This is a genomic window from Bifidobacterium phasiani, from assembly GCF_019331775.1.
In the GTDB taxonomy this organism is placed as follows: domain Bacteria; phylum Actinomycetota; class Actinomycetes; order Actinomycetales; family Bifidobacteriaceae; genus Bifidobacterium; species Bifidobacterium phasiani.
The window spans coordinates 76356-90076 of sequence record NZ_JAHBBD010000010.1; the positions used below are offsets into that span (position 1 = coordinate 76356).

Below are 13721 nucleotides of genomic sequence, written 5' to 3' on the forward strand. Positions count from 1 at the left end.
TGCGGTCCGCGACGGGTGGAACGTTCGGTAATATGTTGCCCCGAACGGCGGTGCGAGCCCGGTCCACGCAGGCGCGACGACCGGCACCTCCTCACCCCCGACTGCCGCAACGCGGCGTGGACACTGCAACCTGCGGGGGTGGCCCATGGACTATCGCACGACGTGCGGGCGGGTGCGCGCCGGCCGGTACCGCAACCTCTGGCTGGCCGGGGAATGCGAGATCGGCGACGACGTCACCTTCGACACCTGCACGGTGTTCGGCAGCGTCGTGATGTCGCGCTGCGTCGGCGGCAGGCTGATCTGCCGGTCCGCGAGCATCGAGTGCGCGGGCGACATGCGCGTCGGGACCGTGGAGGGGCACGGCTGCCTGACGATCCGCAGCGACCTGCGGTGCGACCGGCTCTCGTTCGTCGGCGTGACCGACGTGGGCGAGTCGCTGACCTGCGTGCACACCATGTCGGTCTACGGCCGGCTGGTCAACCGCCGGACCGTGACCGCGGGCGCCTTCCGGCTGTGGGGCACGATCCAGGCGCGCGACGTGCGCGTGCAGTCGCTGAGCATCCGGCCGGTGCGCGGCATGATGCTGGCCAGCAACGGGATACGCGACTACTCCGCCGGCAGCCGCGTGCGCACCGTGGTCGGCGGCACGGTCGAGGTCGCCGGCGTCGAATGCGAGACGCTGCACGCCCGGGTGGCCTCGCTGTCGGGGTACTGCAGCGTCACGCAGCTGTGCAGCAGCCGCGGCGGCTACGTCTCCGACGGCACGTCGCGGATCGTCCGATACGACGCCGACTGCGACGGCGCGCACCTCGGCCCCTGCCCGGCCTAGGCCCGGTCCCGGTCGCGCGGCGCCGGGAACCGCGCGTACAGCAGATACTCATGGTTGCCGTGCGTGCCCTCGATCGGCGAGGGCGCGGTGGCGACGACCCGCAGGCCGTGCTCCCCGGCGCAGTCGATCACGTCGGCCAGCGCCCGTTCGCGCGCGGCCGGGTCGTCGACGACGCCGCCCTTGCCCAGGCGGCCTTTGCCGACCTCGAACTGCGGCTTGACCAACAGCACGATGTGCGCGTCGGGCGCGGCGATGCGCGCGATGACCGGGATCACGTAGGTCAGGGAGATGAACGACACGTCGGAGACGATCATCGCCGGCCGGTACGGCAGGTCCTGCGGTTCTACGTCGCGGATGTTCACGCCGCTCATCTCGATGATGCGCGGGTCGCCGGCGATGCGCGGGTCGAGCTGGCCGTGGCCGACGTCGAGCGCGACGACATGCGCGGCGCCGCGGCGCAGCAGCACGTCGCAGAACCCGCCGGTCGAGGCGCCGATGTCGAGGCAGTCCATGCCCTGCGGGTCGGCGAGCCCGTCGCCGGCGAAGGCCTCGAAGGCGCCGACGAGCTTGTAGGCGCCGCGCGAGACGTAGTCGTCGCCCTTGTCGACGGCGATGTGCGCGGCATGGCCGACCGGCTGAGACGGCTTGGAGGCCGTCGCGCCGTCGACGCTCACCCTGCCGGCTTTGATCAGCCGCTGCGCCTTCGCGCGCGATTCGACCAGGCCCATCGCCACCAGCGCGGCGTCGAGACGGTCGGGGATGCGCCGGGCCTCCTCGGCGCGGCCGTTCGTCGCATCCATCGGCTACCCACGCTCCTCGTCCAGCTCGCGCTGCAGCGTGTCCAGCACGTGCTGGAACACCTCGATGCGCTGGTCGTCGTCCATATCGTCGAGGTCGGCGAGCCGCGGGAAACGTTCGAGCAGCGAGGCGTCGCCCGTCTCCGGCTCCGCCGCCTGTTCCGGTGATGCGCCGGCGGCGGACGCCGCCGTGCCGTGGGGTGTCGCTTCCGGTGCGGCCATGCGCGTCCTCCTTGTCGGTGCTTGTCGGTGGCGGATGGTTCGTGACGGGCCGCGGCGCCACCGCCTGCGGCCGGCGGCCCGTGGCCGCGATCGCAGGCCGTGCCGAGCGGTCCGTGGGTTCGGCGGACCGCAGCCGGCGGCCCATATCAGACGGGGGTGTCAGTCGAGCGTGAAGCCGGGCAGCGCGTCGACGTCGAGGGCTAAGCCCTCGTCGGCGGCCTGCCACGCCGCGCAGCAGGCGGCGCGCAGCGCGTCGACGTCCGTGGCGTCGCTCGCCGTCAGCATGCCGTCCGTCACCTCGGCCCAGGCCGCGCCGCAGGTCCAGCGCGTGCCGCCGGCGTGCGCCGGCTGCGGCATCGGTTCGTTCAGCGCGCGCAGGTCGGGCGCGACGAAGCTCGGGCGCAAGTGCGCCGGGGCGAGCATCAGCTCGCGCGGGTTCGTCACGCCGGTCAGCACGGCCAGCGAATCGTAGCCGCCGCGGTTGCCCGCCTCGATGTCGGTGTCCAGCCGGTCGCCGATGGCCAGGCAGCGTTCCCTGGCGACCGGCTCGCGGCCGTCGCCGGCGGCCAGCAGACGCGCCTCGTCGTACATCGCGGGCTCGGGCTTGCCGGCCGAGGCCACGGGCTCGACGCCGGCGGCGTTGACCACGGCCTGGATCATCGAGCCGCAGCCGGGCGCGATGCCCAGCTCCCGCGGGATCGTCAGATCGCGGTTGGTCACGAAGTACGTCGCGCCGTGTTCGACGGCGAAGGCGACCTGCGCCATCTGGCCCCAGGTCATCTCCGGGTACCAGCCCTGCACGGCGGCCGCCGGGGCGTCCTGCGCGGAGTCGACGACCGCCAGCCCCTGGCCGGCGATCTCCTCGCGCAGATGCTCGGCGCCCAGCACCAGCACCCTGGCGCCGGCGGGCACCGCGCGCGCCACCATGCGGGCGGCCACCACCGACGAGGTGATGACCTGCCACGGCCCGACGTCCAGGCCGAAGCCCTTGAGCTGGTCGGCCACGACGTGCTGGAAGCGCGAGGAGTTGTTCGTCGTGTACTCGATGGTCATGCCCGCCGCCTCGGCCGCGCGGATGCTGCCGGCCGCGTGGGCGACCGGCAGCTTGCCGCGGTAGACGACGCCGTCCAGGTCGAGCAGCGCCAACCCGTAGGCCTCGGCCAGCGGACGGTCCGTGCCCTTGAGATACTCCGGTGCGGCTTCGCTCATCGTCACTCGCCCGCCGCCGTTTCCTCCGGCTGCGCCGCCTCGGCGGCGTCGGACGCCTCGGCCGTCTCGGCAGCCGGGGTTTCGCCGGACTCGGCGGACGGTTCCGGCGCCGGCTCCTCGGCGGCCTCGGCCGGTTCACCGGCAGCGTCGGTCTCGGACGACTCGGCGTCGTCGGACGACGAATCCTCGTCGATGCCGGCCTCGACGAGGATGTCATGGACCTCGTCCTCGACGGTGTACGGCTCGCCGTCGGCGGAGCCGTCGCCGGAATCGGCATCGGAATCGCTTGAATCGGACCGCGCGTCCCCGGCCCCGTCGCCCGGGGTCCCGCCGTCCTCGTCGCTCTCGTCGGCCGGGGCGAAGCGCGCGTCGTCCTCGGTGATGCCGAGCTCCTCCATCAGGTCCTCGGAGATGTCCTGCAGGTCGTAGTCGATGACCACGTCCTCGCTGGTCTCGTCCTCGTCCATGTCGGCGTACTGCAGCTCGAGGCGCTCCAGTATGCCGTCGAGCGCGGCGGCCTCGTCGGTGCGCCCGGCCTCCTCGAGGAAGTACTGCTCGGCCTGGATCGCGCGCATGCGGTACGCGCCGGACAGGCCCTTGGACCGGCCCAGCAGGTGCACGATCTCGACGGCCTTGTCCCAGTGCTTGAGGTCGCCCAGGGCGCCGGCGTACACCAGCATCATCTCGGCCTTCGCCTCGCCGCGCAGCCGCCTGACGTCGTCCGACATCGCCAGCTCGATGGCCTTCTTCGGGTTGCCGGTGCCGCGCTCGCAGTCGGCGATGAACGGCAGGTAGTCGGGATAGCCGTTCATGCGGTACGCGGTGCGGAACTCGCGCATGGCCAGCTTGTAGTCGCCCTGGCGGTACGCGACGAACGCCAGCGTCTCGCGGGCGAAGTCGATGCGCGAGGCCTGGTGCGCGGCCCACTTGGCGTGCTCGAGCGCGGCCTGCGGGTCGCTCTCCTCCAGCGAGAACGCGGCGAGGATGTGCAGGCCGATGTTCTCGGCGTGCTCCTTCGACAGGCCGCGCAGACGCTCGCGCTCGTCCTTGGACAGCATCGACCACTCCATGCCCTTGGGCATCTTCGGCTCGCCCGGACGGCGGTGCGTGTAGGGGTTCTGCGAGGGGAAGCTCATCGTGCCGTCGGAGTTGCGGCGCGGCGCGGCCATGTACTCGCCGCGCTTGGCCTCGCGGTACTCGCGCTTCTCCTCGGCGGTGAACTCGCGGCGTTCGCCGTCATGGCGGCGATCGTTGCGGAAGTCGCGGCGCTCGCCGTAGGAGTCGCGGCGTCCGTTGCCGCGGTCGCTGCGGCCGTTGTACCCGCCGTGGCCGCCATGGCCGTTGCGGCGGAAGCCGTCGTCGCGACGCCCGCCGCGGAACCCGCCGTCGCCGTGGTCGCGGCGCTCGCCGTGGAAGTCGCCGTGCGTGCGCTGGTTCTCGTCGCGGCGCTCGTCGCGGTCGCGATAGCCGCCGTTGCGGCGGAAGCCGGAACGGTTGCCCTGGCCGTTGCCGTGGTGGAAGGAACGGTTGCCGCGGTTGCCGCCGTTGCCCGAACCGCGGTTGCCGCCGTTGTAGCGGCGCTCGCCGTCGCGGTTGCGCTGCTCCCCCTCGCCGCCCGCCGCGTGCGGGCCGTCGTGCCGGCGGGGCTTGTAGCCGTTGCCGCCGAAGCTCCGGCCGCCGTTGCCGCGCGGCCTGAATCCCTTGCCGCCGCGGTTGCCGGGACGCCCCGAGCCGGGCTTGCGCCCGCCGTACGAGCGCCCGCCCTGCGATGAATGATTGTTGCCTTCTGCCATTTGGTCGTTCCTTAATCCGTCGTTGTCGCCAACGTACATGGTCCTGCTGTCGCGTGCCCTGGATGGTCACGCCGTGGCTACCGATAGCCTACATCGTCGCCCGGAACCGCGGGCGTCCCGCCGCGTCGGCCCGGTCGGGCCGCGCGGCGGGACGCCGCAGGTCGTGTCTCGCCGCCGTCAGCGCGTCTCGACGACGCCCAGCGAACGCTTGCCGCGCCGGATCAGCGCGAAGCGTCCGTGCAGGAAGTCGCCGTCGCCCAGCAGCTGCTCCTCGTCGTCGACGCGGGTGTTGTTCAGGTACACGCCGCCCGACCTGATGGTCTTGCGCGCCTCGGAGATCGACTTGAACAGGCCCGCGCGCACGCCGGCCTCGGCGACGCGCTCGCCCGGCCGCGCCCCGGCGAACGCCTTGGAGCCGTCCTCGGATTCGACCTTGAGGCCGTCGAGCGCCGCCTGGAGCGTGTCCTCGTCGATCGCGGCGAGGTCGCCGTGGCCGAACAGCGCGGACGAGGCGTCGATCGCGGCCTGCGTCGCGGCCTCGCCGTGCACGAGGCTGGTGACCTCCCAGGCCAGCGCGCGCTGGGCCTCGCGGACGCCCGGGTTGGTCCGCGTCTGCTCGATCAGCCGTTCGATCTCGGCCTTGGGCAGGAAGGTGAAGGCCTTGAGCAGGCTCTCCATCTCCGCGTCCGGCCGGTTGAACCAGAACTGGTAGAAGCGGTACGGGCTGAGCATCGTGCCGTCGATCCACACCGCGTTGCCCTCGGACTTGCCGAACTTCTTGCCCTGCGCGTCCGTGATGATCGGGCTGGTGAACACGTTGACGTCCACGCCGCGCACCTTGTGGATCAGGTCGAGGCCCGAGGTGAGGTTGCCCCACTGGTCGTTGCCGCCGAGCTGCAGCGTGCAGCCGTACTCGTCGAACAGGTGCAGGTAGTCGTTGCCCTGCAGCACCTGGTAGCTGAACTCGGTGAAGCTGATGCCGTCCTCGGAGCTCAGGCGGCGCGCCACCGTGTCCTTGGCCAGCATCGTGCCCAGGCGGAAGTTCTTGCCCACGTCGCGCAGGAAGTCGATGACCGTCATGTCGGCGGTCCAGTCGTAGTTGCTGACGAAGCGGACGGGGTTGTCGCCCTCGGTCTGCAGGATGCCGCCGATCTGGGCGCGGAGCCGCTCGGCCCACCGCGCCACGACGTCCTTGGGGTTCAGCGTGCGCTCGCCCGACTGGCGGGGGTCGCCGATCAGGCCGGTGGCGCCGCCGACCAGCGCGATCGGGTGGTGGCCCGCGGCCTGCAGGTGGCGCATGTTGATCAGCTGGACGAGGTTGCCGATGTGCAGGGAGGGGGCGGTCGGATCGAAGCCGCAATAATACGTGATCGGCTCACCGTTCAGCGCGTCGGCGAGTCGTTCCCGGTCCGTGGACTGGGAAATCAACCCGCGCCATTGCAGTTCATCGAGGAGGGTGTCGAACCCGGCCTCCTTGAAATCGATGACGTGAGCCATGATGCATCTCCCTGTTGAAATGAGCGTGTACCTGTGTTTCAGGCCTCCCCAGTCTCTCAGCAGAGGCCGACAGCGCCCCGGGCCGGTGGCTCCGGAGCCCGGCCGGCGCGGAGCGGGCCGCGGTCCGCCCTGTTAGAGTGGCATGCAGGAGAGGACCCACAGGGGAAGGAGCGGGGCATGGACCGCAAAGCGATGAAGGCGCGGGCACGGCGGAACCTGAGGCGGCACTATTGGCTGTTCGTCGTCGTCTGCCTGTTCGCCGCGTTCTTCGGCGTCGAATACACCTCGTCGATCGCCGTCACCGGCGTCCACGACGACGGCACGGGCGTCGTCGTGGACGCCGGGCATCTCGAGTCGATGCTCGGCGACATCGCGGCCGGAGGCGAGGACGAGGTGCGCGCCGAGGTGGCGCAGCGCGAGCAGGACATCCGCGACAACGACACCAACGCCATGCTCGCCCGTTCCCGCGGCGTGTTCGCCATGGTGCTCAACTCCTTCTCGTCCGGCAGCATCCTGCTGACCGTCACCGACGCGATCCGCTCGATCCTGCGCTCCTACGACGCCACGGTCGTGCTGTTGGTGGTCGGCAGCCTCGCGGCCTACATCTTCCTGTGGCTGTTCGTCCAGCAGACCTATCTCATCGTCGCCCGACGCATCGCGCTGGAGGCCCGCACCTACGACAGGGTGCCGATGCGCCGCTTCCTGTACCCGATCCAGACCGGCGCCTGGCCGCGCATGGCGTGGACGATGTTCGTCCAGACCGTCTACCTGATGCTGTGGATGTTCACCATCGTCGGCTTCTTCGTCAAATCGTTCTCCTACACGCTGGTGCCGTACATCATGGCGGAGAACCCCACGCTCACGGCCAACGAGGCGATCACGCTGTCGCGGCGGATGATGCGCGGGCACAAGTGGGAGTGCTTCGTCGCCGGGCTGTCGTTCCTGGGCTGGCAGGTGCTCAGCGTGCTGACCTTCGGTCTGGTCGGCGTCTTCTATCTCAACGGATACCAGGCGGCGTTCTTCGCCGAGTACTACGCGTACGTGCGGGCGCAGGCCAAGGAGCGGGGCGTCGAAGGCACGCAGAAGCTGCGCGACGACGCGCTGTTCGCCCGCCCCGACCCCGCGCTGGTGCACCGCACGTACGCCGACGCGATCGAGGTGATCCGGCAGGTGGACGACGACGAGCCGGTCGTCCGGCCGACCGGCTTCGCCGGGCTGCTCAGCGAATGGTTCGGCATCAAGCTGCGGCGCGACGCGGCCGTCGACGCCTGGCAGCGGCACGAGGCGCGCGTGGCCGCCATCGCGGACGAGCGCGACGTGGTCGAGGGGCGCACCTACCCCGAGCGGCTGGCGCCGGCCGCGATGCGCTTCCGCGCCGGCACGGTCTCCGGCCCCGGCGCCACGCGCAGCTACACCGTGCTCAACCTGGTCATGATGTTCTTCATCTTCTGCTTCGTCGGCTGGGTCTGGGAGGTGATCATCGCGTTCATCAACGAGGGCATGTTCGTCAACCGCGGCACCCTGCACGGCCCGTGGCTGCCGATCTACGGCACCGGCGGCCTGGCCATCCTGATCCTGCTCAGGAAGCTGCGCTCCCGGCCGGCGCTGGAGTTCGTGGCGGCGATGGCGCTGTGCGGCGCGCTGGAGTACTGCTCGTCGTGGTTCCTGGAGGTCACGCACGACGGGCAGCGCTGGTGGGACTACACCGGCTACTTCCTCAACCTCAACGGGCGCATCTGCGCCGAGGGGCTGCTGGCCTTCGGCCTGGGCGGGCTGGCGATCGTCTACCTGCTGGCGCCCGCGCTGGACGACCTGCTCAACCGCGCGAACACCCGTGCGCTGGCCGTCGCGGCCGTCGTGCTGCTCGTGGCGTACTGCTGCGACCAGGCGTACTCGTCCACGCATCCGAACACCGGCGCCGGCGTGACCGACTACCAGGCCGCCGCGCTTCCCGCGGGCGGCGCGGATGCGGTGGTGGCGGAGGCCACGGCTGCTGACGCGGATGCGTCGAACGCCGTAGGCGGATTGGGAGCCGAGACGGATGCGCTCGTCCGATATGACGTCGTCGCACCGGCACCGGCGGCCGGGACCCACTGAGCCACACCACGGATCGACACTCCGGATAATTGTTTTCCGTGATGGAAAGTAATACACTTTCCATCACGGAAAACAATTATCCGGAGAAGGGCTTGCCATGACCACGAACGATATGGAACCGCCCGACGGGGCGGAGATGCTGGCGATGCTTGACAACGACCGCACACGGCTGGCGATGCGGACACGCCGTCCCTCATGGTATGCGCCGGCATACGGCGTACTGGTTGCCGCGTTGAATCTGCTGTATTGGGTGTTGGGGATGTCGTTCAACGGGCTCTATGCGTTCGGACTCGCCCCGACGGCCTTCTATGGGTGCGCGTTGGCCGCGCTCGTCCTGCTGACGATGGCGGTCGCCGCGATGTTGGCAGGCGCCCGACGCGCGACGGGTATCGGGATATGGGCGAAGACCCGTTTTCTGCCGGGCAGCCCCGGTAGGAGACGTCAGCGCCGCGCGACGGCCCAGGCCATCGCGTCTTTGGTTCTCGTGCAATACGGCAGCGCGGCAGTGGACTTTGCATTGGGCTACATGACCGTGTCATGGATCTGGCCAGTTGCGGTCGCCGTCGTCGGAGCCGCGATGTCCGCGATGCTGCTGCGTCACTTCGACCGGCAGGACCTGCGGCTGGCCGAGCAGGGGTGACATCATGAACACGGACGATTCGCCGCAGTTCGACGAGATCATCCACGCACCGATACGGCTTCGGATCTGCGGATTGCTGTACACCTACTCCCCCATGCGCTTCGACGTGGTCCGCGACACGTTGGAGATCAGTGACGCCACATGTTCGAAGCATCTGAAGGTCCTCGCCGAACACGGGTATGTGGTCCTGGACAAGAAGGCCGGCGACGACCGTGGCTACCGCCTCACATGGGCACGCATGACCGGAGAGGGCCGCCGCGCCTTCGAACGGCATGTCGCGGCGTTGCGTCGTATCACCGCCGGAGAGGTCTGAAACCAGGGGCTGGAGGCCCATCATGAGGGCGATCCTCTACAGAAATCTTCATCTGTTGAGACACAGCAGGGCGTTGCCGATCGTCATCGCATTGTGGCTGCTGCCATCGGCGCTGGCGATTCTGATGCGTGCCGCATCCCGATCGACCGCGACCACGGCCATCGATGCCTGTTTGATGATTCCGGTAGCGACGCTGGCCCCGACGCTCATGCAGGAGACGGTTCGTGGTGACGTCGAAGACGGCACCGACGTCACCGTCCACTGTTCGGGCATCGGCGCCGGCCCATATCTGGCGGGGCAGATCCTTACCGTATTGGCGCCTGCGGCCACCGCGTACCCGCCGATCGCCCTCAGCGCCGGCATACCAGGACCCGGTGTCATGGCAGATGTATCAGCACTGTCCATCGCGGCGCTGGCCGGCATCGCTGCGGTGGCGGCCGTCGGTACCATCACCGGCAGCAACGGCATCGCATCCATCCTCGCCGGCATGGCACCCCCGGCCATTGCCATCATGCTGCGCCGGATGGCACCCAACGTGCCGTCGTGGACGGTCGTCATGCCGGCGCTCGCGGCAGCCGCCATATCGATGGCGGCAATCACCGTCGCCGCCAGACACCGCCATGCGAACACCTTGCGGCCATCGGCCGGACGGCCGCAAGGCACCGTCACCGAACCGGCCCCACACGAAGGAGCTGCCATGTGCGGTTCAGACATCACCGCGGTCTCGGTGCGCAATGTCACATTCGGCTATTCGCGCCACGTCACTGTGCTCGACCATATCAATCTCGATATCCCACAAGGACAATCGCTCGCCATACTCGGGTCCAACGGGGTCGGCAAGACGACGCTGTTCCGCATCATCACCGGTATGCTTCGGCCGGATGAGGGAGAAGCGGTCATCGATGCCGACGCCGTCGGCGATATGCGCGGCGTGTTCATGCTCGCCGACGGCGACGGCCTGTCCTCGGCGCTGACGATCCGAGAGAACATCGTCTTCCGTTCCATGCTATTCGGCACGTCGGGAAGCCCGAACCGAATCGAGTCCGGGAGGATGGAACAAGAACCGTTGGTTCACGCATTCGGCCTCGCCGACCATCTTGACGACAGGGTGTCCGAATTGTCCAGCGGCATGCGCAGACGCGCGGGCATCGCTGCCGGCATGCTGTTCAAACCTCGGCTCATCATGCTGGACGAGCCGACGAACATGGTCGACCCGGGTACCCGTGACCTGCTGATCGAAATGATCGGTCAGCTCGGCGAGGCCGGGTGCACGGTACTGACCATCACACATGATCTCGACTACTGCTGGCGCACCGCCGACCGCGTGATCCGTCTCGGTCACGGAACCGTGACTCTCGACCGGCGCCTTGACGAATTTGCCGACTATGACGCGTTCAAATCATCGGTGGACGCCGATGGGTCCCCCGATACACATCACGTCGATTTCGGGTTCGGACGTTCATAGGGAGGAATGAGATGAAAGCAGTCATCTGGTACGACTGGCGATTGTGCCGGCGTAGCGCGGCATTCTGGCTGACGGCAATCGTCTCTCCCGTCGCAATCGCCCTGCTATCGCTGCAGGGGGCGCTGGTCTGCGACGGCCATGTCTTCGCCTCAGTGTTCGATCTTTGCTACGGCATTCCGGCATGCGGGTGGGTATCGGCCCTGGTGGTGGTGATGCATTCGCTAGGCGCATCGGACGGCCACCATGGACAACGGCTGAATCGCTTCATGGAGGAAGCCTATCGGGAATCAGGACGTCCGATGGTCGGGATGTTGCTGGCGCATACGGTGTTGCCGCTTGCGGCATCCGTCCCGATGACGATGCTGTTCGTCGCATGCCATCTGTGCTGGGGCTTCATCGACATGAACGATCTGGGCTCCCCCGCGGCCTGGTGCGGATACGGCTGCACAGTGCTCACCATCCTGTTCACGACCGCTCTCGCGACGCTTGCGACGGCCAGGAACACCGAGGGACTGATCGGCATTCTGATGCTGGCGGCGCTGCCCATCCCGGCGGTAACGACCGGGGTCATCATCAGCATCGCCTTCGATCGCGCCGCCGTCGTCATCATCGCGACGATACTCATCGCCGCCGTCCTGGTCGGCATTGCGGCGACGATCTACCAGCACCGCTATGTCACGACGCTGCGATTCAGGACCGTTCCCGGACACCGGAAACACCTGTCCCGAATATGTCATGACCATTCCGCGAAAAACAAAACCGTTACCCGTGACGGCGCATGAGCTCGCGGATCGTCTCCAGCACCCGGTCGTGGTTCATCGACTTCAGGTGCGGGAAGGCGTCGATCATGCGCTGCTGCTGGCGGTTGAGCACATGGGAGGCCGCGTCGCGCAGATGCCCCAGGATCTCCTGCGAGGATTCCGCCCAGCCGCGCGCCCTCTCGGCGAGCGCGTCGCGCCCCCACTGCCAGTTGTCTCCGGCCTTCGCCGCGTAGCCCTGCACCAGGGCGGTGAAGGCCGCGAGGTTCTCGTCGAAATGGGCGATGCCGGCGACCGTGACCGCCAGGTCGATCGCCAGCAGCAGTGCGAACACGACGGCCAGCGTATGCACTGCCGGGAGCGGCACCAACGCGGTCCAACGCTCGACCTGCGGCTGGATGTACCGCACGATCACCACGCCGCCGACGCCGAACACCGCCGCGGCCGGCAGGCAGATGCGCCCGTTGAGGTTCAGAGGGAAGTCGGAGTAGTCCCACCACCGTGCGTGGAACAGCCGCTCCATCGCCCACGAGGTGACGTACTCCAGAACGCTGGCGCCCGCGGCGGCGATCAGGAACAACGCCACAGGCCGGTCGGCGAGCGGCGAAAGCAGCAGGTCGGCGAGCACGGCGCCCACGCCGTAGATCGGGCAGACCGGCCCGTTGAGGAAGCCTCGGTTCACCCAGCGGCGCTCCTGCACGGAGACGAGGATCGACTCGTACACCCAGCCGAGGAACGAGTAGAGCAGGAACCACAGGAACACCTGCGCGAGGGCGGTCATCGCGCGCCGCCCCGATGCCGCGGCGGCCGGCGGAACCGGTCCGGCGACAGCGTCTCCCGGGTCGCGCTCACCTTGTCGGCCACCGTCACCAGGTAGCCCTCGAGGTAGCGCGGCGGCACCGGCGTCAACGGGAACATGTGCCGTGCGATGCTGTCGCGCTCGACGGGGTTGAGGTCGCCGAAGTCGCGCATCGCGTTGTCCAGCGCGGCCCGGCCGTGCGTGAATCCGTGCAGCCGGTGGGCGCCGCCGTCCCAGTCATGCCAGTCGTACAGGAAGTAGTCGTGCAGCAGGGCGGCGCGGACCAGCGAGCGCGCGTCCACGCGACGCCACAGCCGCAGCCGGTCCGCGAGCCAGACCGCCATGCACGCCACGCGGATCGAATGGGCGAACGTGGTGACCGCGCCGTGCTGGTAGCAGCGACGTTCGATGGCCATGTTGTCGTGTTCGATGATCTCCCGGCCGTGCGTGTGGACGAGTATGCGGATCTGCCGTCGTGTCAGCATCGCGGGCACTCCCCGGTTAATCGGACAATGCTGCCCTACCTGTCTTGTTTCTCTCCCGATTGTAGGGGACGTCATGACGGCATGCCCTCATCCGGGCGAATGAATTCACCCACCGGACGCGCTCCGGTCATTGTCGCGGGCGGTCCGGCTGCGGCGGTCGGGCGTGGACCTTGGCGCTCATATGCCCGATCTCGACCTTCCACACCGTGACGGCGCGCACCTGCGCGTCGGTGAACGCGGCGTCGGCGACGCCGGCCTGCTGGGCCATCAGCCGCTGCAGGCCCAGGCGGCGCTCCCCCATGTCCTCGACGATGGAGGCGGTGCCCGTGGCCACGACCGAGCGGAACGCCTCGCCCCAGGCGCACCAGGTGCGCCCCTCGATCGGCTCGCAATCGGTCCGCATCGATACGGCGACGGCGAGCGCGTTGCCCGCCGCCCGGATCGCGTCGAGCTTGCGCCCGTGAGCCGCGGAGTGGCAGTACAGCGTGGGCAGGCCGTCCGGGCGCATGACGTACCCGAAGTTCAGCGGCACGAGCGTCAGCCCCTCCGCGTCGTTGTAGGCCATGGTCATGATCCGGCAGTCGGCGATGATGCGCTCGATCGCCGCGGGGTCGGACACCTCGCGGTCGGCCCGCCTCATGCGCCGATGCGCGCCCGGCACCGTCCGCTCGTCGTCGCGTCGCGTCGTTTTCACGCCTTCCCGGTTTCAATTTGTGAGTGCAACACCTGTCTTCGGGTGGTTTCGGTATGATGCTATCTCCTCGAGCTCGTGCTGCCAAACCTCGTTGGGTGTCTTGTAGCCGAGGACGCGCATGGG

14 protein-coding genes are annotated in these 13721 nt (G+C 68.9%); 6 read left to right on the forward strand and 8 right to left on the reverse strand.

What is annotated here, in order from left to right; all coding sequences use genetic code 11:
* Window positions 1–145 precede the first annotated feature (145 nt).
* Window positions 146–829 (forward strand): hypothetical protein, encoded by a 684-nt coding sequence (locus KIH73_RS05740; RefSeq protein WP_219081459.1) that lies wholly within the window; start codon window positions 146–148, stop codon window positions 827–829.
* Here the strand turns inward: KIH73_RS05740 and KIH73_RS05745 are convergent.
* The 5 genes from KIH73_RS05745 to tyrS all read right to left on the reverse strand — a co-directional run bounded on the left by KIH73_RS05745 (window position 826) and on the right by tyrS (window position 6347).
* Window positions 826–1629, reverse strand: coding sequence for a TlyA family RNA methyltransferase (locus tag KIH73_RS05745; RefSeq protein ID WP_219081461.1), 804 nt, complete (start codon window positions 1627–1629; stop codon window positions 826–828). The two genes, KIH73_RS05740 and KIH73_RS05745, sit on opposite strands and share 4 nt — an antisense overlap.
* 3 nt (window positions 1630–1632) lie before the next feature.
* The gene (locus KIH73_RS05750) at window positions 1633–1848 is read right to left on the reverse strand and encodes a hypothetical protein (RefSeq protein WP_219081493.1); all 216 of its coding nucleotides are present in this window, start codon (window positions 1846–1848) and stop codon (window positions 1633–1635) included.
* A 159-nt stretch (window positions 1849–2007) separates the two neighbouring features.
* Entirely contained in the window at window positions 2008–3057 is a 1050-nt protein-coding gene (locus tag KIH73_RS05755) for an HAD-IIA family hydrolase (RefSeq protein ID WP_219081463.1), read from the reverse strand.
* A 2-nt stretch (window positions 3058–3059) separates the two neighbouring features.
* Complete coding sequence (locus tag KIH73_RS05760) at window positions 3060–4850, reverse strand: helicase (protein ID WP_219081465.1); 1791 nt, start codon at window positions 4848–4850, stop codon at window positions 3060–3062.
* A 177-nt stretch (window positions 4851–5027) separates the two neighbouring features.
* Window positions 5028–6347: a tyrosine--tRNA ligase gene (tyrS, locus tag KIH73_RS05765; RefSeq protein ID WP_219081466.1), complete on the reverse strand. Its 1320-nt coding sequence runs from the start codon at window positions 6345–6347 to the stop codon at window positions 5028–5030.
* 177 nt (window positions 6348–6524) lie between these two features.
* Here tyrS and KIH73_RS05770 point away from each other — a divergent pair, with 177 nt between their 5' ends.
* The 5 genes from KIH73_RS05770 (at window position 6525) to KIH73_RS05790 (ending at window position 11644) form a co-directional block, all read left to right on the forward strand.
* Window positions 6525–8444 carry a DUF975 family protein gene (locus tag KIH73_RS05770; RefSeq protein WP_219081467.1) on the forward strand — a complete coding sequence of 640 codons (1920 nt, stop codon included), beginning with the start codon at window positions 6525–6527 and terminating at the stop codon, window positions 8442–8444.
* A gap of 97 nt (window positions 8445–8541) precedes the next feature.
* On the forward strand, window positions 8542–9084 hold the full coding sequence (locus KIH73_RS05775; RefSeq protein ID WP_219081468.1) for a hypothetical protein: 543 nt from the start codon (window positions 8542–8544) through the stop codon (window positions 9082–9084).
* 4 nt (window positions 9085–9088) lie between these two features.
* Window positions 9089–9397: a transcriptional regulator gene (locus tag KIH73_RS05780; protein WP_219081469.1), complete on the forward strand. Its 309-nt coding sequence runs from the start codon at window positions 9089–9091 to the stop codon at window positions 9395–9397.
* A 22-nt stretch (window positions 9398–9419) separates the two neighbouring features.
* Window positions 9420–10862 (forward strand): ABC transporter ATP-binding protein, encoded by a 1443-nt coding sequence (locus KIH73_RS10900; RefSeq protein ID WP_236022609.1) that lies wholly within the window; start codon window positions 9420–9422, stop codon window positions 10860–10862.
* Between the two features lie 11 nt (window positions 10863–10873).
* Window positions 10874–11644 carry a hypothetical protein gene (locus tag KIH73_RS05790; protein WP_219081470.1) on the forward strand — a complete coding sequence of 257 codons (771 nt, stop codon included), beginning with the start codon at window positions 10874–10876 and terminating at the stop codon, window positions 11642–11644.
* Here the strand turns inward: KIH73_RS05790 and KIH73_RS05795 are convergent.
* The 3 genes from KIH73_RS05795 to KIH73_RS05805 all read right to left on the reverse strand — a co-directional run bounded on the left by KIH73_RS05795 (window position 11625) and on the right by KIH73_RS05805 (window position 13544).
* On the reverse strand, window positions 11625–12401 hold the full coding sequence (locus KIH73_RS05795; protein WP_219081471.1) for a putative ABC transporter permease: 777 nt from the start codon (window positions 12399–12401) through the stop codon (window positions 11625–11627). The two genes, KIH73_RS05790 and KIH73_RS05795, sit on opposite strands and share 20 nt — an antisense overlap.
* Window positions 12398–12904, reverse strand: a complete 507-nt coding sequence (locus KIH73_RS05800; protein WP_219081472.1) for an HD domain-containing protein — start codon at window positions 12902–12904, stop codon at window positions 12398–12400. The genes KIH73_RS05795 and KIH73_RS05800 overlap by 4 nt, the downstream gene beginning before the upstream one ends.
* 127 nt (window positions 12905–13031) lie before the next feature.
* Window positions 13032–13544 carry a pyridoxamine 5'-phosphate oxidase family protein gene (locus KIH73_RS05805; RefSeq protein WP_219081491.1) on the reverse strand — a complete coding sequence of 171 codons (513 nt, stop codon included), beginning with the start codon at window positions 13542–13544 and terminating at the stop codon, window positions 13032–13034.
* Window positions 13545–13721: the final 177 nt, after the last annotated feature.

What these genes read in the sequence shown, in the direction of transcription:
- KIH73_RS05780 (WP_219081469.1), top strand. Translation starts at nt 9,089, where the DNA reads ATGAACACGGACGATTCGCCGCAGTTCGACGAGATCATCCACGCACCG.
- KIH73_RS05790 (WP_219081470.1), top strand. Translation starts at nt 10,874, where the DNA reads ATGAAAGCAGTCATCTGGTACGACTGGCGATTGTGCCGGCGTAGCGCG.
- KIH73_RS05755 (WP_219081463.1), bottom strand. Translation starts at nt 3,057, where the DNA reads ATGAGCGAAGCCGCACCGGAGTATCTCAAGGGCACGGACCGTCCGCTG.
- KIH73_RS05800 (WP_219081472.1), bottom strand. Translation starts at nt 12,904, where the DNA reads ATGCTGACACGACGGCAGATCCGCATACTCGTCCACACGCACGGCCGG.
- KIH73_RS10900 (WP_236022609.1), top strand. Translation starts at nt 9,420, where the DNA reads ATGAGGGCGATCCTCTACAGAAATCTTCATCTGTTGAGACACAGCAGG.
- KIH73_RS05750 (WP_219081493.1), bottom strand. Translation starts at nt 1,848, where the DNA reads ATGGCCGCACCGGAAGCGACACCCCACGGCACGGCGGCGTCCGCCGCC.
- KIH73_RS05760 (WP_219081465.1), bottom strand. Translation starts at nt 4,850, where the DNA reads ATGGCAGAAGGCAACAATCATTCATCGCAGGGCGGGCGCTCGTACGGC.
- KIH73_RS05805 (WP_219081491.1), bottom strand. Translation starts at nt 13,544, where the DNA reads ATGAGGCGGGCCGACCGCGAGGTGTCCGACCCCGCGGCGATCGAGCGC.
- KIH73_RS05775 (WP_219081468.1), top strand. Translation starts at nt 8,542, where the DNA reads ATGACCACGAACGATATGGAACCGCCCGACGGGGCGGAGATGCTGGCG.
- KIH73_RS05795 (WP_219081471.1), bottom strand. Translation starts at nt 12,401, where the DNA reads ATGACCGCCCTCGCGCAGGTGTTCCTGTGGTTCCTGCTCTACTCGTTC.
- KIH73_RS05770 (WP_219081467.1), top strand. Translation starts at nt 6,525, where the DNA reads ATGGACCGCAAAGCGATGAAGGCGCGGGCACGGCGGAACCTGAGGCGG.
- KIH73_RS05740 (WP_219081459.1), top strand. Translation starts at nt 146, where the DNA reads ATGGACTATCGCACGACGTGCGGGCGGGTGCGCGCCGGCCGGTACCGC.
- KIH73_RS05745 (WP_219081461.1), bottom strand. Translation starts at nt 1,629, where the DNA reads ATGGATGCGACGAACGGCCGCGCCGAGGAGGCCCGGCGCATCCCCGAC.
- tyrS (WP_219081466.1), bottom strand. Translation starts at nt 6,347, where the DNA reads ATGGCTCACGTCATCGATTTCAAGGAGGCCGGGTTCGACACCCTCCTC.